The 18,267-nt window shown below is 66.0% G+C and carries 23 protein-coding genes; 15 read left to right on the top strand and 8 right to left on the bottom strand.

Annotation, left to right across the window (positions count from 1 at the left end; genetic code table 11):
- Positions 1-39 precede the first annotated feature (39 nt).
- Positions 40-489 (top strand): CHRD domain-containing protein, encoded by a 450-nt coding sequence (locus FFS09_RS25605; protein ID WP_171020182.1) that lies wholly within the window; start codon positions 40-42, stop codon positions 487-489.
- Positions 486-680 (top strand): hypothetical protein, encoded by a 195-nt coding sequence (locus FFS09_RS25600; protein ID WP_137921771.1) that lies wholly within the window; start codon positions 486-488, stop codon positions 678-680. Before FFS09_RS25605 ends, FFS09_RS25600 begins: the two co-directional genes overlap by 4 nt.
- 55 nt (positions 681-735) lie before the next feature.
- Here the strand turns inward: FFS09_RS25600 and FFS09_RS25595 are convergent, their stop codons facing one another.
- Positions 736-1,146: a DUF3597 family protein gene (locus FFS09_RS25595; protein ID WP_137921770.1), complete on the bottom strand. Its 411-nt coding sequence runs from the start codon at positions 1,144-1,146 to the stop codon at positions 736-738.
- 109 nt (positions 1,147-1,255) lie between these two features.
- On the opposite strand from FFS09_RS25595, the gene FFS09_RS25590 reads away from it, so the two are divergent.
- Entirely contained in the window at positions 1,256-2,242 is a 987-nt protein-coding gene (locus FFS09_RS25590) for a diiron oxygenase (RefSeq protein ID WP_137921769.1), read from the top strand.
- A gap of 92 nt (positions 2,243-2,334) precedes the next feature.
- Positions 2,335-2,913, top strand: coding sequence for a hypothetical protein (locus FFS09_RS25585; protein ID WP_137921768.1), 579 nt, complete (start codon positions 2,335-2,337; stop codon positions 2,911-2,913).
- On the opposite strand, the gene FFS09_RS25580 is transcribed toward FFS09_RS25585, so the two are convergent.
- On the bottom strand, positions 2,862-3,443 hold the full coding sequence (locus FFS09_RS25580; RefSeq protein WP_137921767.1) for a nitroreductase family protein: 582 nt from the start codon (positions 3,441-3,443) through the stop codon (positions 2,862-2,864). The genes FFS09_RS25585 and FFS09_RS25580 overlap by 52 nt on opposite strands.
- Before the next feature lie 2 nt (positions 3,444-3,445).
- On the bottom strand, positions 3,446-4,672 hold the full coding sequence (gene coaBC, locus FFS09_RS25575) for a bifunctional phosphopantothenoylcysteine decarboxylase/phosphopantothenate--cysteine ligase CoaBC (RefSeq protein ID WP_137921766.1): 1,227 nt from the start codon (positions 4,670-4,672) through the stop codon (positions 3,446-3,448).
- A gap of 106 nt (positions 4,673-4,778) precedes the next feature.
- On the opposite strand from coaBC, the gene pyrG reads away from it, so the two are divergent.
- Genes pyrG through FFS09_RS25540 form a run of 7 tightly spaced genes read left to right on the top strand, consistent with a single transcriptional unit; the run spans position 4,779 to position 10,448 of the window.
- Entirely contained in the window at positions 4,779-6,452 is a 1,674-nt protein-coding gene (gene pyrG, locus FFS09_RS25570; protein ID WP_137921765.1) for a CTP synthase, read from the top strand.
- Between the two features lie 22 nt (positions 6,453-6,474).
- The gene (gene kdsA, locus FFS09_RS25565; RefSeq protein WP_137921764.1) at positions 6,475-7,332 is read left to right on the top strand and encodes a 3-deoxy-8-phosphooctulonate synthase; all 858 of its coding nucleotides are present in this window, start codon (positions 6,475-6,477) and stop codon (positions 7,330-7,332) included.
- Positions 7,329-7,751 (top strand): type VII toxin-antitoxin system MntA family adenylyltransferase antitoxin, encoded by a 423-nt coding sequence (gene mntA, locus FFS09_RS25560; protein WP_137921763.1) that lies wholly within the window; start codon positions 7,329-7,331, stop codon positions 7,749-7,751. The genes kdsA and mntA overlap by 4 nt, the downstream gene beginning before the upstream one ends.
- Positions 7,748-8,182, top strand: a complete 435-nt coding sequence (hepT, locus tag FFS09_RS25555; protein WP_137921762.1) for a type VII toxin-antitoxin system HepT family RNase toxin — start codon at positions 7,748-7,750, stop codon at positions 8,180-8,182. The genes mntA and hepT overlap by 4 nt, the downstream gene beginning before the upstream one ends.
- A 30-nt stretch (positions 8,183-8,212) precedes the next feature.
- The gene (eno, locus tag FFS09_RS25550) at positions 8,213-9,496 is read left to right on the top strand and encodes a phosphopyruvate hydratase (protein ID WP_137921761.1); all 1,284 of its coding nucleotides are present in this window, start codon (positions 8,213-8,215) and stop codon (positions 9,494-9,496) included.
- An 11-nt stretch (positions 9,497-9,507) separates the two neighbouring features.
- Positions 9,508-9,792 (top strand): septum formation initiator family protein, encoded by a 285-nt coding sequence (locus tag FFS09_RS25545; protein ID WP_137921760.1) that lies wholly within the window; start codon positions 9,508-9,510, stop codon positions 9,790-9,792.
- Positions 9,789-10,448 carry an AAA family ATPase gene (locus FFS09_RS25540; protein ID WP_252374522.1) on the top strand — a complete coding sequence of 220 codons (660 nt, stop codon included), beginning with the start codon at positions 9,789-9,791 and terminating at the stop codon, positions 10,446-10,448. Before FFS09_RS25545 ends, FFS09_RS25540 begins: the two co-directional genes overlap by 4 nt.
- A 113-nt stretch (positions 10,449-10,561) precedes the next feature.
- Here the strand turns inward: FFS09_RS25540 and hslO are convergent, their stop codons facing one another.
- Positions 10,562-11,539: an Hsp33 family molecular chaperone HslO gene (gene hslO, locus FFS09_RS25535; RefSeq protein ID WP_137921759.1), complete on the bottom strand. Its 978-nt coding sequence runs from the start codon at positions 11,537-11,539 to the stop codon at positions 10,562-10,564.
- 49 nt (positions 11,540-11,588) lie between these two features.
- The gene (locus FFS09_RS25530; protein ID WP_137921758.1) at positions 11,589-12,113 is read right to left on the bottom strand and encodes a gamma carbonic anhydrase family protein; all 525 of its coding nucleotides are present in this window, start codon (positions 12,111-12,113) and stop codon (positions 11,589-11,591) included.
- 59 nt (positions 12,114-12,172) lie between these two features.
- Here FFS09_RS25530 and FFS09_RS25525 point away from each other — a divergent pair, with 59 nt between their 5' ends.
- Complete coding sequence (locus tag FFS09_RS25525; RefSeq protein ID WP_137921757.1) at positions 12,173-13,033, top strand: ferritin-like domain-containing protein; 861 nt, start codon at positions 12,173-12,175, stop codon at positions 13,031-13,033.
- Here FFS09_RS25525 and FFS09_RS25520 read toward each other — a convergent pair.
- Complete coding sequence (locus FFS09_RS25520) at positions 13,028-13,990, bottom strand: NAD(P)H-binding protein (RefSeq protein WP_212745157.1); 963 nt, start codon at positions 13,988-13,990, stop codon at positions 13,028-13,030. The genes FFS09_RS25525 and FFS09_RS25520 overlap by 6 nt on opposite strands.
- A 102-nt stretch (positions 13,991-14,092) precedes the next feature.
- Here FFS09_RS25520 and dbpA point away from each other — a divergent pair, with 102 nt between their 5' ends.
- Positions 14,093-15,487 (top strand): ATP-dependent RNA helicase DbpA, encoded by a 1,395-nt coding sequence (gene dbpA, locus FFS09_RS25515; protein ID WP_137921755.1) that lies wholly within the window; start codon positions 14,093-14,095, stop codon positions 15,485-15,487.
- Positions 15,488-15,493: 6 nt separating this feature from the next.
- Here dbpA and FFS09_RS25510 read toward each other — a convergent pair whose 3' ends face one another.
- Positions 15,494-15,985: a hypothetical protein gene (locus FFS09_RS25510; RefSeq protein ID WP_137921754.1), complete on the bottom strand. Its 492-nt coding sequence runs from the start codon at positions 15,983-15,985 to the stop codon at positions 15,494-15,496.
- A 44-nt stretch (positions 15,986-16,029) separates the two neighbouring features.
- Complete coding sequence (locus FFS09_RS25505) at positions 16,030-16,458, bottom strand: VOC family protein (RefSeq protein ID WP_137921753.1); 429 nt, start codon at positions 16,456-16,458, stop codon at positions 16,030-16,032.
- A 69-nt stretch (positions 16,459-16,527) separates the two neighbouring features.
- Between FFS09_RS25505 and FFS09_RS25500 the strand changes: the two genes are divergently transcribed.
- Positions 16,528-17,454, top strand: a complete 927-nt coding sequence (locus FFS09_RS25500; protein ID WP_171020180.1) for an SdiA-regulated domain-containing protein — start codon at positions 16,528-16,530, stop codon at positions 17,452-17,454.
- Positions 17,455-17,490: 36 nt separating this feature from the next.
- The gene (locus tag FFS09_RS25495; RefSeq protein ID WP_137921751.1) at positions 17,491-18,204 is read left to right on the top strand and encodes a YebC/PmpR family DNA-binding transcriptional regulator; all 714 of its coding nucleotides are present in this window, start codon (positions 17,491-17,493) and stop codon (positions 18,202-18,204) included.
- Positions 18,205-18,267 lie beyond the last annotated feature (63 nt).

Below are 18,267 nucleotides of genomic sequence, written 5' to 3'. Positions count from 1 at the left end.
ATCAATGTAATGGGCCCTGTCACCAACGAAAGGCCCAACATGAACAACACCTTCTTTCAACGCCGCGCCATCGGTGCCCTGCTCGTCGGCACCGCCCTCGCCGCCCTGGCGGGCTGCGCCCAGATGGGCAGCATGGCCAGCAAGGTCACGGGGGGCCTGGCACTGTCGGGCGCACAGGAAGTGCCACCGGTCACCACCTCGGCCACGGGGACCTCCTACATCGCCATCGCGGGCGATGGCAGCGTGGCCGGCAACGTCAAGACCAGCGGCATCGTGGCGACCATGGCCCATATCCACATGGGCCCGGCCGGGCAGAACGGCCCGGTGATCGTGCCTCTCACCAAATCGGGCGACAACGAGTGGAACGTGCCATCGGGTGCGAAGCTCACGCCAGCGCAACTCGCCGCCTACAAGTCGGGCTCGCTGTACGTGAACGTGCACTCCGACGCACACAAGGGCGGCGAGATCCGCGCCCAGCTCAAGCCTTGAGCGAGTCCCGAGAACCCGACGCCCGCTTCAAGACCGCCTTGCAGGTGGTCGGCATCGTGGGCATGGTCGGCATGCTGTCGATGGTGTTCCACAAGGGCTTTGTGGACATGGCGGCCCTGTGGCAACAGCACGACGGCGCGGACTTTCTGGCCGCGCTGGCGCGCTACGTGTTGCGCAATCTGGCGGGCTGACCGACGACGACGCCCGCAAACCGGTGCGTTGTCGTCGTCAAGCTCGGGCGCAACGTCAGCTGAACAATTCCTTCGGCACGTTGCCACCGTTGGCCGCGATGTGCGCCAGCACGTTCTTGTGCAGCCACATGTTCATCTTGGCCGAATCGCCCATCAGCTCATCGGGGCAATAGAGTTCCTTGGCCAGTTGCTTGCGCGCGTCCAGGCTGCTGTCCAGGTCGAGCAGCTTGAGCAGGTCGACGATGGAGGTTTTCCAGTTGAGTTTCTGCGGATTGGCCTTGGCCTTTTGCTCCATCAAGGCCATCACGTCGACCATGGTGATCGAGGCCACGGCGGGTGCGGCCGCCTGTGCGGGAGCGGCAGCGGACGCCGAGTCACTGGGTGCAGCGGGCGGCGGTGTGATCACGGGCGCCGCGGCGGCCGACGACATGCCGAGCTTCTCGAGAATGTTGCTGAAAAATCCCATGGTGTTTTTCTCCTGGTTGGGTTGAAAAGGCCCGCCTGGGTCCAAGTGGAGGCGCGCTGCATGAGCATAGGCCAAAAGGCCATCCCTGTTTCGTGCACACTGCGATCCCATGCGTATCGGAAAGCCCAAGGATGTTGCCGCATCGCCCCTGCGGGACTGGATCGACACGGCGGCCGTGCGCACCAAACCGTCGCTGACCGACTTCAAGCTGTCGGGCAACGCGGACGAGATCCGCAACGTGCGCTGGTTTGCGCGCGGCACGGCAGACGAATTGCTCTCCCACCCTCTGCTCGGCCGCCTCACGATCGCCGAGCGAAACGGGCTGTACGCCGCGCGGCTGCTGCATTTCCTGGACGACATGGTGCTCACCGAACACCGCATCGTCAATGTCGCGGCCCAGGTCATCGCGGAAAACCGCTTGCGCGCCTTCCTGCCCGAACAATGGGCGATCGACGCCTTGAAGCTGTACACCGACGAGGGCTACCACGCCTACTTCACCGCGCAGGCGAGCCGGTCGATACGGGACGTGTTCTCGCTCGAAACGCACGACGGGCCGAACGTGAAGATCGCGGCGCTCGAAGCCCTGGTGGCCGAAGTCCCGCCGCAGCAACGCGACATGGCCTGGTTCATGGTCGGCTTTGTCGGCGAGACCATGATCACCAAGGCCATCGTGGATGCCATGCGCGGCAACGCCCACTCGGCCATCGACGCCCTGTTGCTCGCCCACCTGGAAGACGAATGGGTGCACGCGAAGTATTTTTCCCAGCTGTTCACGCGCGTCTGGCCGCAACTGCCCTCTGCCGACAAGGCATTCTTCGGTCGGTTGTTGCCCAGGATCATGCTGGCGTTCCACACCTGGGATGTGGGCTTCTACCGGCACCTGCTGGGCCAGGTGGGGCTTCAAGCCAGCGAATGCGAGCAGGTGTTGAGCAAGGTGGTCAGTGGTAGCAGCCAGATCGGGCGCACGCGCCAGATGTGCGCCAACACGCTGCAGGTGCTGGCGCGGTGCGAGGTGTTCAAGGATGCCCACGTTCGGACCGGCTTCATGACAGCGGGTCTGCTGGACCTTGACCAGGCCCATCGGCTGGCACTTTGACCCTCTTTGCAAGCGCTCTTTCGGAGGGGGAAAGGATGGAACCAGAAACTTCGGTGTGCCACTCAAGGAGACCCAAGACCGCCGGAGCCGAAATGAAGCGACCTCCCTTCTCCTCGCCACGCGGCGAAGATCGACCGCACGCAGAGGCGCGCGCGGCAAAACGGGACGCTGCAACCGACAAAAACACGACGCCGGCGCAAGGCAATCCCTATCTGATGCTCGACAGCGCTTACAGAAGCGCCATCTGCAATCGGTATGTTCAGAAACTGAACGGGCTGCAAGACACGCTGGTGCAGGACTCCTCGCTCATCATGGAACGCATGCTGAAGCTGCCCCCGACCCAGCGCGATGGCGTGGTGCGCGAACTCGGCAAGAAGCACATCCTCCAGGTGCTGCTGCAACCGCAGGGCGGGCGGCCCGGCGCGTGGAAGGCGTTGGCGGGTCTGGACGAGGGCTTCGACGGACTCAGCGCGGACGATCAGGCCAGCCGCCTGATCTGGCGGGAGATGGAGGTGATCGTCAAGAGCGCCACCGACCTGACGAAGACCGAGGCCGAATACAACCTGCTCATCCAGCGGATGCAGGAGTACAAGAACGCGCTGAGCCGGTTCCGTTTTTCTCAGCCCGGCGGCGCCCAGTCGCGCAGCACCTCGTCCGGCAGGGGTTTCTGAAACTTGGGCGAGCCCGGCTTTTGCGCGGTGCCCATCACCACCCACCCCACCAGCGTTTCACCCGGCCCGCAGAACGCGGCCACCACGGGCGCGGCGCGCACCTTGGCGCCCGAGAGCATCTTGCCCGCGTAGCCCAGCGCGTGCGCGGCGTTCATGAAGTTGGTGAGCGCGCCCCCCACGGTCATCCACTGCTCGTGCACCGTCGCCACGGGGTGCCCCGGGTCGATGCGCGCGATCACCGCCACCAGCAGGGGCGCGTCCAGCGCGCGGCCACGGTCGCGCTCGGCGTCGGCCGGGCTCTTGCCCGCCAGCACCGCCGCCTGTTCGTACAGGTCGGCCAGCCGGCCCCGTGCTTCGCCACGGATGGCCGCGAAACGGAACGGCACCAGGCCAGCGTGATCGGGCGCGCGCAACGCCGCTTCGGTCATGCGGCGCAGTTCGTCCAGCGAGGGCGCCGGATCGGCAAGGTGTTTGGGGCCGACCGAGTAGCGCGTCAACATGCCCGCCAGGAGATCGGCCGAGGCAGACATGGTCAGCTCGGCAGCCGCCGCGCGATCTCGCCCACCAGCTGGCGTGCCAACACCAGCTTGGACGCGCGGTGCAATTCGGTCATGCCGCGCTCGTCGACCAGCAGCAGGGCGTTGTCGTCCTGGCCGAAGGTGGCCGGACCGATGTTGCCCACCAGCAGCGGCACGCCCTTGCGCACGCGTTTGGCCTGGGCGTGCTCTTCCAGGTCGTGGCTCTCGGCCGCGAAGCCCACGCAGAAGAGTTCGCCGTTCCTCGCACGCGCGGAGGCCGCGATGCCGGCCAGGATGTCGGGGTTCTCCACGAACGACAGCGTGGGCACCTGGCCGGAACCATCCTTCTTGATTTTTTGCTCTGCCGACGTGGCCGGCCGCCAATCCGCCACCGCGGCGGCGGAGACGAACACCGTCGCGCTCGGCACCAGCAATTCCAGGCTTTTCTGCATGTTCAGCGCCGATTTCACGTTCACCCGACCCACGCCGCGCGGCGTGGGCAGGCCCACCGGGCCGGCCACCAGCGTCACCTGCGCCCCGGCCTCGTGCGCGGCGCGCGCGATGGCAAAACCCATCTTGCCGCTGGAGAGGTTGGTGAGGCCGCGCACGGGGTCGATCGCCTCGAAGGTCGGGCCGGCGCTCACCAGCACATGCTGGCCCGCGAGCGGTTTGGGCTGGAAGAAGCGCGCGATGTCGTAGAGCAGCTCTTCCGGCTCGAGCATGCGACCATCGCCGATTTCACCGCAGGCCTGCTCGCCCGCGCCCACGTCGAGCACGGTCGCGCCATCGGCGCGCAATTGCTTCACGTTGCGCTGGGTGGCTGGATGCGCCCACATCTCGCGGTTCATGGCCGGCGCCAGGATCAATGGCACGGATTGCAGGGGCCGTGCCAGACACATCAGGCTGAGCAGGTCGTCGGCCCGGCCGTGCACCAGCTTGGCCATGAAGTCCGCGCTGGCCGGCGCGACCACGATCGCGTCGGCCTCGCGGCTGAGGTTGATGTGGGCCATGTTGTTGTCCATGCCACCCGAGGCGCGCGCGTCCCACTGCGAGGTGAACACCGGGCGGCCGGAGAGCGCCTGCATCGTGACGGCGGTCATGAACTGCTCGGCCGACTCCGTCATCACCACCTGCACCGTCGCGCCGTCTTTCACCAGCGCCCGACAGAGTTCGGCGGCCTTGTAACAGGCGATGCCTCCGGAGAGGCCCAGGACAATGTGTTTTCCGGCAAGGTCGTTCATGGGCGCAATGTATCAGCCAGTACCGACCGCGTCGGCGCCGGGGTGGAAAGGGCCGCCTTTATAATCGCCATTTCCACCTCCTGCGAGCGACCGGCTCGCCCGAGAAATGACCAAATTTGTGTTCGTTACCGGCGGTGTGGTGTCCTCTCTGGGCAAGGGCATAGCCTCCGCATCTCTCGCCGCTCTCCTTGAGTCTCGCGGCCTCAAAGTCACCCTCATCAAGCTCGACCCGTACATCAACGTGGACCCGGGCACCATGTCCCCCTTCCAGCACGGCGAGGTCTTCGTCACCGACGACGGCGCGGAGACCGACCTGGACCTGGGCCACTATGAGCGTTTCATCGAAACGCGCATGAAACAGGCCAACAACTTCACCACCGGCAAGATTTACCAGTCGGTGCTGGAGAAGGAACGCCGCGGCGACTACCTGGGCAAGACGGTGCAGGTGATCCCGCACGTCACCAACGAAATCCAGGAATTCATCCAGCGCGGCGCGGGCATCGGCACGCCCGACGCGGTCGATGTGGCCATCGTGGAAATCGGTGGCACCGTGGGCGACATCGAGTCCCTGCCCTTCCTGGAAGCCGTGCGCCAGATGAGCCTGCGCCTGGGGCCCAACAGTTCGGCTTTCCTGCACCTGAGCTACCTGCCCTGGATCGCCGCTGCCGGCGAACTCAAGACCAAGCCCACGCAGCACACCGCCAAGGAACTGCGCGCCATCGGCATCCAGGCCGACGCACTGCTCTGCCGCGCCGACCGCCGCGTGCCCGAGGACGAGCGCGCCAAGATCTCGCTGTTCTCCAACGTGCCCGAATGGGGCGTGATCTCCATGTGGGACGTGGACACCATCTACAAGGTGCCCCGCATGCTGCACGAACAAGGCCTGGACGGCCTGATCTGCGACAAGCTGCGCCTGAACACGCCACCGGCCAACCTCAAGCGCTGGGACGACCTGGTCTACGAGGTCGAGCACCCGAAGCACACGGTGAAGATCGCCATGGTCGGCAAGTATGTCGACCTGTCGGACAGCTACAAATCGCTCAACGAGGCGCTGCGCCACGCCGGCATGAAGAACCATGCCAAGGCGCAGATCGAGTACATCGATTCGGAAACCATCGAGCCCGGCAACGTCGCGAAGATCCTCGGCAAGTTCGACGCCATCCTCGTGCCCGGCGGCTTCGGCAAGCGCGGCGTGGAAGGCAAGATCTGCGCGGCGCGCTACGCCCGCGAGAACAAGGTGCCCTACCTGGGCATCTGCCTGGGCATGCAAGTGGCCACCATCGAATACGCGCGCCACGTGGCCGGTCTGAAAGACGCCAACAGCACCGAGTTCGAAGCCAACGCGCCGCACCCGGTGATCGCGCTCATCACCGAGTGGAAAGACGCAGACGGCAGCATCCAGCAGCGCAGCGCCAGTTCCGACCTCGGCGGCACCATGCGCCTGGGCGCGCAAAGCTCCGACATCACGCCCGGCACGCTGGCACACCAGATCTATGGCCCGGTGGTCACCGAGCGCCACCGCCACCGCTACGAAGCCAACGTGAACTACCTCGAGCAGCTGCGCAAGGCCGGTCTGGTGATCTCGGCGCTGACGCAGCGCGAGCAGCTCACCGAGATCGTCGAGCTGCCGCAGGACGTGCACCCCTGGTACGTGGGCGTGCAATTCCACCCCGAGTTCAAGTCCACCCCGTGGGACGGCCACCCGCTGTTCAACGCCTATGTGACGGCCGCATTGGCCCACCAGGCCGAGGCGACCGGCAAAACCCCGGTGGCAGCCTGAGCCATCTCCCGGAGCCCGCCCCATGAAACTCTGCAACTTCGACATCGGCCTGGACCGGCCCTTCTTCCTGATCGCCGGACCCTGCGTGATCGAGTCCGAGCAGTTGCAGATGGACGTGGCGGGCCAGTTGAAGGAAATCACCGGTAGCCTCGGTGTGCCCTTCATCTTCAAGAGCAGCTTCGACAAGGCCAACCGCAGCAGTGGCACCAGCTACCGCGGCCCGGGCCGTGACAAGGGCCTGGAGATTCTGGCCAAGGTCAAGCGCGAGCTGGGCGTGCCGGTGCTCACCGACGTGCACAGCGAAGACGACATCGCCGACGCGGCGAAGGTCTGTGACGTGCTGCAGACGCCCGCCTTCCTGTGCCGCCAGACCGACTTCATCCGAGCCGTCGCGCAAAGCGGCAAGCCGGTGAACATCAAGAAGGGCCAGTTCCTCGCGCCGCACGACATGAAGAACGTGATCGACAAGGCGCGCGCGGCCGCGAAGGAAGTCGGCCTGGACGAAGACAGCTTCATGGCCTGCGAACGCGGTGCGAGCTTTGGCTACAACAACCTCGTCTCCGACATGCGTGGCCTGGCCATCATGCGCGAGACCGGCGCACCGGTGGTGTTCGACGCCACGCACAGCGTGCAACTGCCCGGCGGACAAGGCACCAGCAGCGGCGGCCAGCGCGAGATGGTGCCGGTGCTGGCGCGCGCGGCGGTCGCCGTGGGCGTGGCGGGTCTCTTCATGGAAACCCACCCCGACCCGGCCAAGGCCATGAGCGACGGCCCCAATGCCGTGCCCCTCAAGCACATGAAAGCGCTGCTGGAAACCCTGCTGGCGCTGGACACCGTGACGAAGAAGAACGGTTTTCTTGAAGACCACTTCAACGCATGAGCACGCACGCGCTGCCTTCCGACGACGCCATTGCGGCCGCCGTGGTGGCCGTGGTGCCGTCCGCGAAAGCCGTGTGGCTGTTCGGCAGTGCGGTCAACGGCCGCTGGCGCGCGGGCAGCGATCTGGACATCGCCGTGCAATTGCCGGGCCGTTGGTCGCCCTCGGAACGCTTCGATGTGGCCATGGCCTTGGGCGCGCGACTGAACGTCGACGTGGACCTGCTCGAGTTTCAGCGGCTGGACACGGTGATGCAGGTACAGATCCTCGAAACGGGCCGTCTGCTGATAGCCCGCGACCCCGTTGCGCTGTTGCAATACGAGGGCTTCCTTCGCACCGAATACCAGAACATCCAACGTTGGCGCCAACCGATGGTGCGGGCACTGGCCGATCGGCTGGCGACCAGCGGAGGACGGCCATGACGGATGCCGTCACGCTCGTCGACGCGCTCGCCCAGAAGTCCGCCCGGCTGGAGCGCTGCGTGCTTCGCGCACGCGAGGAGCTCGCCGCCGCCTCGAACTTTCGCGCCGATTTCACGCGGCAGGACGCCGCCATCCTCAACGTGCAGCGCGCCTGCGAGCTGTCGATCGACATGGCCAATATGGTGATCGGCCACGAAGGCTGGGGACTGCCGCAAAGCGCGCGTGAAATGTTTGCCATCCTTCACCGCGAGGGCCTGCTCTCTGCCGAACAGGTGGGCGCTCTGCAAAACATGATTGGCTTTCGCAATGTCGCCGTGCACGAATACGACGAGCTGGATCTGGGCATTGCCGAAAACGTGATTCGCCATGAGCTCGACGGCCTGCTTTCGTTCGCCGGCCTGCTCGTCCAGCGCTACCTGAAGACCCCTTGATTTTTTATTGAACCTAAGGACCTGAGACCCATGAGTGCAATCGTTGACATCGTCGGCCGCGAAATCCTCGACAGCCGCGGCAACCCCACCGTCGAATGCGACGTGCTGCTGGAAAGCGGCGTGATGGGCCGCGCGGCCGTGCCGTCTGGCGCGTCCACCGGCAGCCGCGAAGCCATCGAGCTGCGCGACGGTGACAAGAGCCGTTACCTCGGCAAGGGCGTGCTCAAGGCGGTGGAAAACATCAACACCGAAATCTCCGAAGCCGTGCTCGGCCTGGACGCTTCCGAACAGGCCTTCCTGGACAAGACCCTGATCGACCTCGACGGCACCGACAACAAGGGCCGCCTGGGCGCCAACGCGATGCTCGCCGTTTCCATGGCTGTGGCCCGCGCCGCCGCCGAAGAAGCCGGCCTGCCGCTGTACCGCTACTTCGGCGGCATGAGCGCGGTGCAGATGCCCGTGCCCATGATGAACGTGGTCAACGGTGGTGCGCACGCCAACAACAACCTCGACCTGCAGGAGCTGATGATCATTCCCGTGGGCGCGCCGAGCTTCCGCGAGGCCGTGCGCTGGGGCGCCGAGGTGTTCCACGCGCTCAAGAAAATCATCCACGACAAGGGCATGAGCATTGCCGTGGGCGACGAAGGTGGCTTTGCCCCCAACGTGGCCAACCACGAAGCCGCGATCCAGATGATTCTGGAAGCCATTGGCAACGCCGGCTACACCGCGGGTGAGCAGATCGCCCTGGGCCTGGACTGCGCCGCAAGCGAGTTCTACAAGGATGGCAAGTACCACCTGGAAGCCGAAGGCCTGGTGCTCAGCGCCGAAGACTGGACCAACATGCTGGCCACCTGGGTCGACAAGTACCCGATCATCAGCATCGAAGACGGCATGGCCGAAGGCGACTGGGACGGCTGGAAGGTGCTCACCGAGCGCCTGGGCAAGAAGGTGCAACTGGTGGGCGACGACCTGTTCGTCACCAACACCAAGATCCTGAAAGAAGGCATCGACAAGGACATCGCCAACTCGATCCTGATCAAGATCAACCAGATCGGCACGCTGACCGAAACCTTCGCCGCGATCGAAATGGCCAAGCGCGCGGGCTACACCGCCGTCATCTCGCACCGCTCGGGCGAAACCGAAGACAGCACCATTGCCGACATCGCCGTGGGCACCAATGCCGGCCAGATCAAGACCGGCTCGCTCTCGCGCTCGGACCGCATGGCCAAGTACAACCAGCTGCTGCGCATCGAGGAAGACCTGGGTGACGTGGCGGTGTACCCGGGCCGCGACGCGTTCTACAACCTGCGTTAATCTTCGGCTTCATGGCCCGCCGCTTCATTCCCGTTCTGCTGATCGCGCTGCTCGTCATCGTGCACGCGCAAATCTGGTTCGGTCGGGGCAGCGTGCCCCGCGTGGCGAGCCTGAAGCAGCAACTCGCCACACAAGAGCTCGCCAACCGCGATGCGCAGCTGCGCAACGACCAGTTGGTGAGCGAGGTGAGCGACCTGCAGGAAGGCCTGGGCATGGTCGAAGAGCTGGCCCGCCAGGAACTGGGCATGGTCAAGCCCAACGAAATCTTCGTGCAGATCGCCAAGGGCAAGAATTGACCCTGTGCGTCGCGCTGCTGGGCGGCGAATCCAGTGGCAAGTCTTCGCTGGCAACGGCCCTGCACACACAGCTTCAAGACATTCACGGCCTGCGTGCCACCGTTGCGCCCGAACACTTGCGCACATGGTGCGAAGCCCACGGCCGCGCACCGCACGCCCACGAACAAGCCGCCATCGCCACCGAGCAGACCCGGCTCATCCAGGCCGCGCGGCAGACGCCCGGCGTGGACGTGGTGATCGCCGACACCACGGCGTTGATGGTGGCCGCCTACAGCGCGTTGTACTTTCAGGATCACAACCTGCTCGCACCGGCGCTGGTCGAGCAACGGACGACCTTCGATCTCAACCTGCTCATGGGCCTGGACCTGCCGTGGACGCCCGACGGCCTGTTCCGCGACAGCCCCACCGTGCGCGACGCCACCGACGCCCTGCTGCGCCGCGCCTTGCAAGGTGCAGGCATCGGTTTTCAGACGGTGTATGGGCAAGGTGAGGCGCGTGTGCAACAAGCGCTGCGCGCGGTCGGCAGCGCGCTGGGCAGGCCTCTGGTATCCGAAGACCCCGCGCTGGCCAACGGCCTGCGCCCCTGGTCCTGCGAGAACTGCAGCGACCCCGAGTGCGAGCACCGGTTGTTCACCGGGCTGCTGACGCGCCCCTGAGGTTCATACGGTTTTTCATTCAAGCGTAGAGCAAGCGGGTTGCCGCAGACAGTGCTGTAGCACGGCACGGCAAGGCAACCCAACGAAGTTATACGTTTGAAGGCAAAGCCGTATCAGTGCTTCTGGTCGCTCGCCGGTGCCTGCTGCGCCGGCTGCAGGAACACCTGCGCCGCGTCCACCGGGTCGAACCGGTACTGCTGACCGCAGAACTCGCAACCCACTTCCACCTGGCCTTGTTCGGTCAGGATCGATTCCACCTCGTCGCGCCCCAGGCTGCGCAGCATGCTGCCCACGCGCTCGCGCGAGCAGGTGCAGGCAAAGCGTGGGCCGTGCTCGCCGGTAAGCGGCTCGAAGCGGCGCACATCCTCTTCCCAGAACAGGCGGTGCAGGATGGTGTCGGCGTCCAGGCCCAGCAGCTCCTCGCGCTTCAGGCTGGACGCCAGGATCGCGATGCGGTTGTAGTCCTCGTTCACGCCGATCTGGTCTTCATCGCGCGCGCCCGACTGGCCGGCGAGGTTGTCCACGCCCTGCAGCGGCAGGCGCTGGATCAACAGGCCCGCGGCCATCTTGTCGTCCGCCGCGAGCACCAGCCGCGTGTCGAGCTGCTCGCTCTGCAGCATGTAGTGCTCGATCACCTCGCTGAGCTTTTCCAGCTTTTCGCGCTTGTCGCCAAACAGCGGCACCACGCCCTGGTAAGGCTGCTGGCCCGGCAGTCGGTCCTTGGGGTCCAGCGTGATGGCGCAACGGCCCTGGTTGGTCACGTTGACCATGTGCGACAGCGGCGCGTCGGACGCCACCTCGCCCACCACCGTGGCGGTGGCGCGCAGGCTCAGGTCGGGCTGCACCTCGGCCACGGCCAGTTTCACCGGGCCGTCGCCCATGATCTGCATGATCAGCGCGCCGTTGAACTTGATGTTGGCCTGCATCAGCGTGGCCGCGGCCGTCATTTCGCCCAACAGCTCCGTCACCGCCTCCGGGTAGCCACCGGCATCGCGGTGGCGCTGCAGGATCTCTTGCCAGGCGTCGGTCAGGCGCACGAGCATGCCCCGCACCGGCAGGCCTTCAAAGACGAATTTGTGGAGTTCGGACACGCAAAACTTTCAGGGTCGTTCAAAAAAATCGAAGAGAAGCAGATCGGGATCAACCGATCTTTTTCAAGCCTTTGCGGAAGCGTTCGGCATTGGCGATGTAGCTGCGCGCACTGCGGCGCAGGCCCTCGATCTGCTCCGGCGACAGCGATTTCACCACCCTCGCCGGGCTGCCGAGGATCATGCTGCCATCGGGAAACTCCTTGCCTTCGGTGACCAAGGATCCCGCGCCCACGAGGCAGTTCTTGCCAATCCTTGCGCCGTTGAGCACGGTAGCGCCGATGCCGATCAGCGATTCATCGCCAATGGTGCAGCCGTGCAACATCACCTGGTGGCCCACCGTCACGTTGTCGCCCAGGGTCGTGGGAAAGCCGATGTCGGCGTGCAGCACACTGCCGTCCTGGATGTTGGAGCCACGCCCGATGGTGATGGGGTCGTTGTCGCCGCGCAGCACTGCGCCAAACCACACGCTGCTGCCCTCGCCCAGCACCACATTGCCCATCACCTGGGCGCTGTCGGCCACCCAGGCGGAGTCGGCCAGGCGGGGGGACGTGCCATCGAGTTCGTAAATTGCCATCTTGCGGGTCTCCTGTGGGGTCTGTCGGGTCTCTGGTCGCGAAACCTAGAATTGTAGGGATGCAAGCGCCCGCTCACCTGTCACCCCCGCCCTTGGCCTCCCTGCGCGCGCAAGCTTTGCGGGTGCTGTGCACCAGCGACCCTGGCCAGAAAGCGGCCGCCACCCACGCCCTCTTCCACGCGCAGCAGGCCGGCCACACGCGGCTCGACCCGGCCGAACACCTGCAGCCCGACGCGGCCACACCCTTGCCCGGGCGGCCCGCGCAACCCGTGCTGATCGCGCCGGTGGACGTGCCGCAGCGCTCGCCCTTCACGCCCGAGGGGCTGGTGATGCTGCTGCACGCGGTGGCGCACATCGAATTCAACGCCATCGACCTGGCGCTGGACGCGGTCTGGCGCTTCCCCGACATGCCCGCCGAGTACTACACCGACTGGCTGCGCGTGGCGCACGAAGAAGCCACGCACTTCGAGCTGCTGCGCACGCACCTGCAGAGCCTGGGACACGACTACGGTGACTTCATGGCGCACAACAGCCTGTGGGAGATGTGCCTGCGCACGCAAACCGACGTGACCGCGCGCATGGCGCTCGTGCCCCGCACGATGGAAGCGCGCGGGCTGGACGCCACGCCGCCGATGCAGGCACGCCTGCGCAAGGTCGGCACACCGGCGGCGCTGCGCGCGGTGGAGATCCTCGACGTGATCCTGCGCGACGAGATCGGCCACGTGGCGGTCGGCAACCGCTGGTACGGCTGGTTGTGCGCGCAGCAGGGCATCGAGCCCTTGGGCCACTACCGCCGCCTGGCGCGCGAGCATTCGGCGCCGCGCCTGCGGCCGCCCTTCAACGACGCGGCGCGGCTCGCGGCCGGGTTCAGCCAGCCCGAGCTGGACGATCTGCTGCAGGCCGCGTCATCGCGTTCATGAGAACCTGAAGTCTTCGCGCACCGCCGTGCGCCGGTAGGTCACAGGCACGGGCGCGCGGCCCAGCAACTGCGGCAACGCATTGGGCACCGGCATGTTGTCGCGCTGCAGCAGGATCCAGTGGCCATAGCTGAACGGGCTGAAGCGGAACACATCGCACAGGTGCGCGCCCACGCGGCTCATCCAGTTGGGCAGCAACACTTGCACAGCGGGTGCCACCGGTTGTTCCGCGTGCTCCACGCCGCGCAACACCTGCAGGTAGTGGCGGTAGGCAAACAGGCGTTCACCGCCCAGGTTGGCTTCGCGCTGGCGGGCCAGCGTGGGCATGCGCGCCAGCGCGGCATAGGCCTCGCCCAGGTCGGTCGCCTGCAGCGCGGCGATGCGGCCCGTGGCGCCCCGTGGCACGAAATGCACCGGCCAGCTCGCCAGCATGCGCAACCAGCTGGCGCCAAAGCCGCCCATGCCGTCGATCAGCGAGGGGCGCACGATGCAATGGTCCGCGCCGCTCGCCTGGATGGCCTGCTCGCCTTTCAGCTTGCTGGACAGAAAGCGGCTCTTCGCGCCTTCGTGCAAGCCCAGCGCGGAGGTGTGGATCAGGCGCACGCCCGTTGCCGCGCACGCCGCCGCCAGCGCCTTTGGCATGCGGTGGTGCACATCGTCATAACGCTCGCCGACGCGCTGGCGCAGGATGCCCACGCAGTTGATCACCACGTCCATGCCGTGCAGGTGCTCGCGCCAGGCGTCGGGTTGGTGAATGGTGTGCAGCTGCAGGTGTTTCCAGGTGATGGGCTCCCGCTCGACGGCATTGGCTTGCGCAGCAGGCGGCGCACGGCGCATCCTCGTCACGTCCATCCCTCCAGCGATCAAAGCCCGCACCACATGGCGGCCAATGAAGCCCGTGGCGCCCAGCACCAGAACGCGCGGTGGCGTGCCCGGTATCGCCGTGGCGTTGGCGTTCACAGTGCCTGGCTGTTCAATGAACATACGTCCTCTTTTGACCCGCGCTGCGGCGGCTGGTGGGGTGCCGCGGATTCTACGGAGGACCATCCCGGATAATCGGGGATGACTTCCGCACCCTCGACCGCCTTCAGCACACTCCCCCTATCCCCCGCCACGCTGGCCAATCTGGAGCAGCTGGGCTACACGGCCATGACGCCGATCCAGGCCGCGGCCCTGCCGCCGGCTTTGCTGGGCAAGGACATCATTGCCCAGGCCAAGACCGGCAGCGGCAAGACCGCCGCCTTCGCCCTCGCCCTGCTGGCCAACCTGAACCCGCGCCGCTTTGCCGTGCAGACGCTGGTGCTGTGCCCCACGCGCGAGCTGGCCGACCAGGTCACCACCGAAATCCGCCGCCTCGCGCGCGCCGAAGACAACATCAAGGTCGTCACGCTGTGCGGCGGCGTGCCGCTGCGCGGGCAGCTCGCCACGCTGGAACACGGCGCGCACATCGTGGTCGGCACGCCGGGCCGCCTCATGGACCATCTGGAGCGCGGCAGCCTGCAACTCGATGCGCTCAACACGCTGGTGCTCGACGAAGCCGACCGCATGCTCGACATGGGCTTCTTCGACGACATCGTCACCGTCGCCAAACAATGCCCCAAGACGCGCCAGACCCTGCTGTTCTCCGCCACCTACCCGGAAGGCATCGCGAAGCTGAGCGCGCAGTTCATGCGCGAGCCCATCACCGTGAAGGTGGAAGCGCAGCACGCGGGCGCGCAGATCGAACAGCGCTGGTACGAGGTGAACGAGAACGAACGGCTCGACACCGTGAGCAAGCTGCTGGCCCACTTCCGCCCGGCCAGCACGCTCGCGTTCTGCAACACCAAGGCACAGTGCCGCGACCTCGTGGCGGTGCTGCAGGCGCAAGGCATCAGCGCGCTCGCCTTGTTTGGCGAGCTGGAGCAACGCGAGCGCGACCAGGTGCTGGTGCGCTTCGCCAACCGCAGCTGTTCCGTGCTCGTGGCCACCGACGTGGCCGCGCGCGGCCTGGACATCGCCAGCCTGGCCGCCGTGATCAACGTGGACGTGACGCCCGACCCCGAGGTGCACATCCACCGCATCGGCCGCACCGGGCGCGCGGGCGAAAGCGGCCTGGCGCTCAACCTCGCGAGCCTGGACGAAATGGGCAGCGTGGGCAAGATCGAACAGCTGCAAGGCCGCGAATCCACGTGGCACCCGCTGAGCGAACTCAAGCCCGCGAGCCACGAGCCGCTGGTGCCGCCCATGGTCACGCTGCACATCCAGGGCGGCCGCAAGGAAAAGATCCGCCCGGGCGACGTGCTGGGCGCGCTCACGGCCGACCTCGGCTACACCCGCGAGCAGGTGGGCAAGATCAACGTGAACGAATGGTCCACCTACGTCGCGGTGGACCGCGACATCGCCCAGCAAGCCGCGAGCCGGCTCAACGCGGGACGCATCAAGGGCAAGAGCGTGAAGGTGCGCGTGCTGGAGGACTGAGCCGCATCACGCCGGGCTGGGGCGCGCAGCCGGCCCGGTCTGGCGTGTGATGGCGGCGACAAGCCCGCACCAGCCTGTGAACCAGGCGATGAAGGCCGCCACATGGCCGTATTCCCACCGCGCACGCATGGCGTCATAAGCCACGGCGAATTGCGCCGGACTGAGGTCGGCCGCGCCCGCCCAGGTGGCGTTGACCGGGCCCACGACAAATCCCCAGAGCAGCAACGACGCCAACAAAGCGCCCGCAGATGCTGCCGCAAGACCGCCACCGGGCAAGCGCCGTGCCCGAACCGCCAGCATGGCCACCGAGACCAGCGCAGCCACCTGGACCGTGCCACCCACCAGGCCGTACCACGAGTACAGCGAACTGGTGACAGCGGTGTACAGCTCGGCGGAATAGCCCATCTTCACGGGCAACTGCATGAGGTGGGATGCGCCGGGGGCGAGACCGAGGGCGGTCAGGCTCAGCGCCATGATCTGGTGTGCTCGGGACATCATGCGCCGTACCGGCAAACGGTGTGCCGGTCCGTGGATGCCTGAACCTAAAAACTCACCACCACCGACGCCGCGCTGCGCTTGGCCTCGCCATGGAACACCGCTTCGATGTTGTTGCCATCGGGGTCGAGGACGAAGGCCCCGTAGTAGCCCGGGTGGTACTTGCGAATGCCGGGGGCACCGTTGTCCTTGCCGCCCGCGGCCAGCGCGGCCTTGTGGAATGCATCGACCATGGCCTTGTCCTGCGCCTGGAAGGCCAGGTGGTGGCGGCCCGTCAGCTCCCCGTTCGCGGCTTCGCTGTCGGGGGTGGAAACGAAGAGCTCGTCGGCCCAGAAGTAGTCGTCGCCGCTGCCACTCATCGGGATGTCCAGCACATTGAACACGGCGGTGTAGAAAACCTTGCTGGCCGGGAGGTCCTTCACGACCAGCTGGATGTGATCGATCAGGCGGCCGCGGTGCAGTTCATGCGTTTCCATGGTGAGCTCCTGTTGTTGGAACGGATCGAACGGGACATCCTAGCGGGAGCACCCACTAAACTCCGTGCGATGGCACGCGTAAAAATCTGCAAACCCTGTCTCTGGACCGCGTTGCTGGGCATTGGCTTTCTGTTCATCTGGTATTTCAAGGTTCTGGCGCTGGGCTACTACTGGCTCACCACCAGCGTCAACGCGGCGCAGTGGGAGCGCTCGGCACTGTGGTTGCCGAGCTACCGCGTGGCCGTGGAAGGCCTGCCGATCGAGGGCTTGACGCGCAACACCTCGGGCCTCACCTTCAACGAGAAAACCGGCACCCTGTTCACCGTGATCAACCGCCCGCCGCAGGTCGCCGAACTCACCACCGACGGGCGCCTGCTGCGCGTGATCGAAATCGACGGCGTGAAAGACCCCGAGGGCATCACCTACGTGGAGCGCGACACCTACGTCATCTCGGACGAGGACAGCCACAGCATGTACTGGGCGCAGATCGGACCCGACACCCAGCGCGTTTCCGTGGCGGGCAAGTCCAGCCTGGGCCTGAGCATCGACACCGTGCACAACGCCAGCTTCGAGGGCGTGTCCTGGGACAGCGCGCAGCACCGCCTGTTCGTGGTGAAGGAGAAAATGCCCCTTCGCGTGCTGGTCATCAGCGGACTGGACGTGTTCAACGAGTCCACCGGCTTCAACATCAACATCCACGAGTGGCAGTCGTCCAGCGCGGCGTCGCTGTTCATGAGCGACCTGTCCTCGCTCACGCTGCACGAACCCACCGGACAATTGCTGTTGCTCAGCGACGAATCCGCGCTGATCGTGGCCTACGCACCCAACGGCAAGCCGATCAGCATGCTGCCCTTGTGGCGCGGGTTTCATGGCCTGCGACAGAAGGTGCCCCAACCCGAAGGCCTGGCCGTCGGCCCGGATGGCGCGATCTACGTGCTGTCCGAACCCAATCTGTTCTACCGCTTCGAACGCACGGCCGCACCGGCGGGTTCGTAAACTCGGCAACCCGTCTCAACACTCAGGAGCACCACCATGGGCGCGCAATGGAAAGCAAAACACAAGGACCTCGCCGCGAACGCCAGGGGCAGGCTGTTCGGCAAACTGGCCAAGGACATCATGATCGCGGCCCGGCATGGCGCCGACCCGGCCTCCAACTCACGGCTGCGCCTGGTGGTGGAGCAGGCGCGCAAGGTGTCCATGCCCAAGGACACGCTGGACCGCGCCATCAAGAAAGGCGCAGGCCTCACCGGTGAGGCCGTGCATTTCGAGCACGTGGTCTACGAAGGTTTTGCACCGCACCGCGTGCCGGTGATGGTGGAGTGCCTGACCGACAACGTGAACCGCGCCGCGTCGGAAATGCGCGTGTTGTTTCGCAAAGGTCAGTTGGGCACATCAGGCTCGGTGGGGTGGGACTTTGACCACGTCGGCATGATCGAAGCCGAGCCGGCCACCAAGGGCGCCGACCCCGAACTCGCCGCCATCGAAGCCGGCGCGCAGGACTTTCACCCCGGCCACGACGAAGGCGTGACCGTCTTCCTGACCGACCCGACCGACCTCGACCTCGTGGGCCGCGCGCTGCCGGCGCAGGGTTTCACGGTGCTGTCCTCCAAACTGGGCTACAAGCCGAAGAACCCGATCGACCCGAGCAGCCTCAGCGCCGAGGAACTCGAAGAAGTGGAAGCCTTCCTGGCCGCGCTGGACGCCAACGAAGACGTGCAGAACGTGTTTGCCGGCCTGGGGGGCTGAGCCCGCCACGTTTGAACTCACCGACAATTCAGCCATGAACGACACGACCTCTTCCCCCTCCCG

Origin of the sequence: Hydrogenophaga sp. 2FB, assembly GCF_005503365.1 — a bacterium.
Taxonomy (GTDB): Bacteria; Pseudomonadota; Gammaproteobacteria; order Burkholderiales; family Burkholderiaceae_C; genus Hydrogenophaga.
Note: the sequence above shows the minus strand (reverse complement) of the source record. Positions and strands in the feature narration are given on the sequence as shown.

Bases quoted from the DNA above. Each gene is read 5' to 3' on its own strand.
- FFS09_RS25605 (WP_171020182.1), top strand. From the start codon at position 40: ATGAACAACACCTTCTTTCAACGCCGCGCCATCGGTGCCCTGCTCGTC.
- dbpA (WP_137921755.1), top strand. From the start codon at position 14,093: ATGACTTCCGCACCCTCGACCGCCTTCAGCACACTCCCCCTATCCCCC.
- coaBC (WP_137921766.1), bottom strand. From the start codon at position 4,672: ATGAACGACCTTGCCGGAAAACACATTGTCCTGGGCCTCTCCGGAGGC.
- kdsA (WP_137921764.1), top strand. From the start codon at position 6,475: ATGAAACTCTGCAACTTCGACATCGGCCTGGACCGGCCCTTCTTCCTG.
- FFS09_RS25580 (WP_137921767.1), bottom strand. From the start codon at position 3,443: ATGTCTGCCTCGGCCGATCTCCTGGCGGGCATGTTGACGCGCTACTCG.
- FFS09_RS25585 (WP_137921768.1), top strand. From the start codon at position 2,335: ATGAAGCGACCTCCCTTCTCCTCGCCACGCGGCGAAGATCGACCGCAC.
- mntA (WP_137921763.1), top strand. From the start codon at position 7,329: ATGAGCACGCACGCGCTGCCTTCCGACGACGCCATTGCGGCCGCCGTG.
- FFS09_RS25510 (WP_137921754.1), bottom strand. From the start codon at position 15,985: ATGATGTCCCGAGCACACCAGATCATGGCGCTGAGCCTGACCGCCCTC.
- FFS09_RS25525 (WP_137921757.1), top strand. From the start codon at position 12,173: ATGCAAGCGCCCGCTCACCTGTCACCCCCGCCCTTGGCCTCCCTGCGC.
- pyrG (WP_137921765.1), top strand. From the start codon at position 4,779: ATGACCAAATTTGTGTTCGTTACCGGCGGTGTGGTGTCCTCTCTGGGC.
- FFS09_RS25495 (WP_137921751.1), top strand. From the start codon at position 17,491: ATGGGCGCGCAATGGAAAGCAAAACACAAGGACCTCGCCGCGAACGCC.
- FFS09_RS25500 (WP_171020180.1), top strand. From the start codon at position 16,528: ATGGCACGCGTAAAAATCTGCAAACCCTGTCTCTGGACCGCGTTGCTG.
- FFS09_RS25545 (WP_137921760.1), top strand. From the start codon at position 9,508: ATGGCCCGCCGCTTCATTCCCGTTCTGCTGATCGCGCTGCTCGTCATC.
- FFS09_RS25590 (WP_137921769.1), top strand. From the start codon at position 1,256: ATGCGTATCGGAAAGCCCAAGGATGTTGCCGCATCGCCCCTGCGGGAC.
- eno (WP_137921761.1), top strand. From the start codon at position 8,213: ATGAGTGCAATCGTTGACATCGTCGGCCGCGAAATCCTCGACAGCCGC.
- FFS09_RS25505 (WP_137921753.1), bottom strand. From the start codon at position 16,458: ATGGAAACGCATGAACTGCACCGCGGCCGCCTGATCGATCACATCCAG.
- FFS09_RS25595 (WP_137921770.1), bottom strand. From the start codon at position 1,146: ATGGGATTTTTCAGCAACATTCTCGAGAAGCTCGGCATGTCGTCGGCC.
- FFS09_RS25530 (WP_137921758.1), bottom strand. From the start codon at position 12,113: ATGGCAATTTACGAACTCGATGGCACGTCCCCCCGCCTGGCCGACTCC.
- hepT (WP_137921762.1), top strand. From the start codon at position 7,748: ATGACGGATGCCGTCACGCTCGTCGACGCGCTCGCCCAGAAGTCCGCC.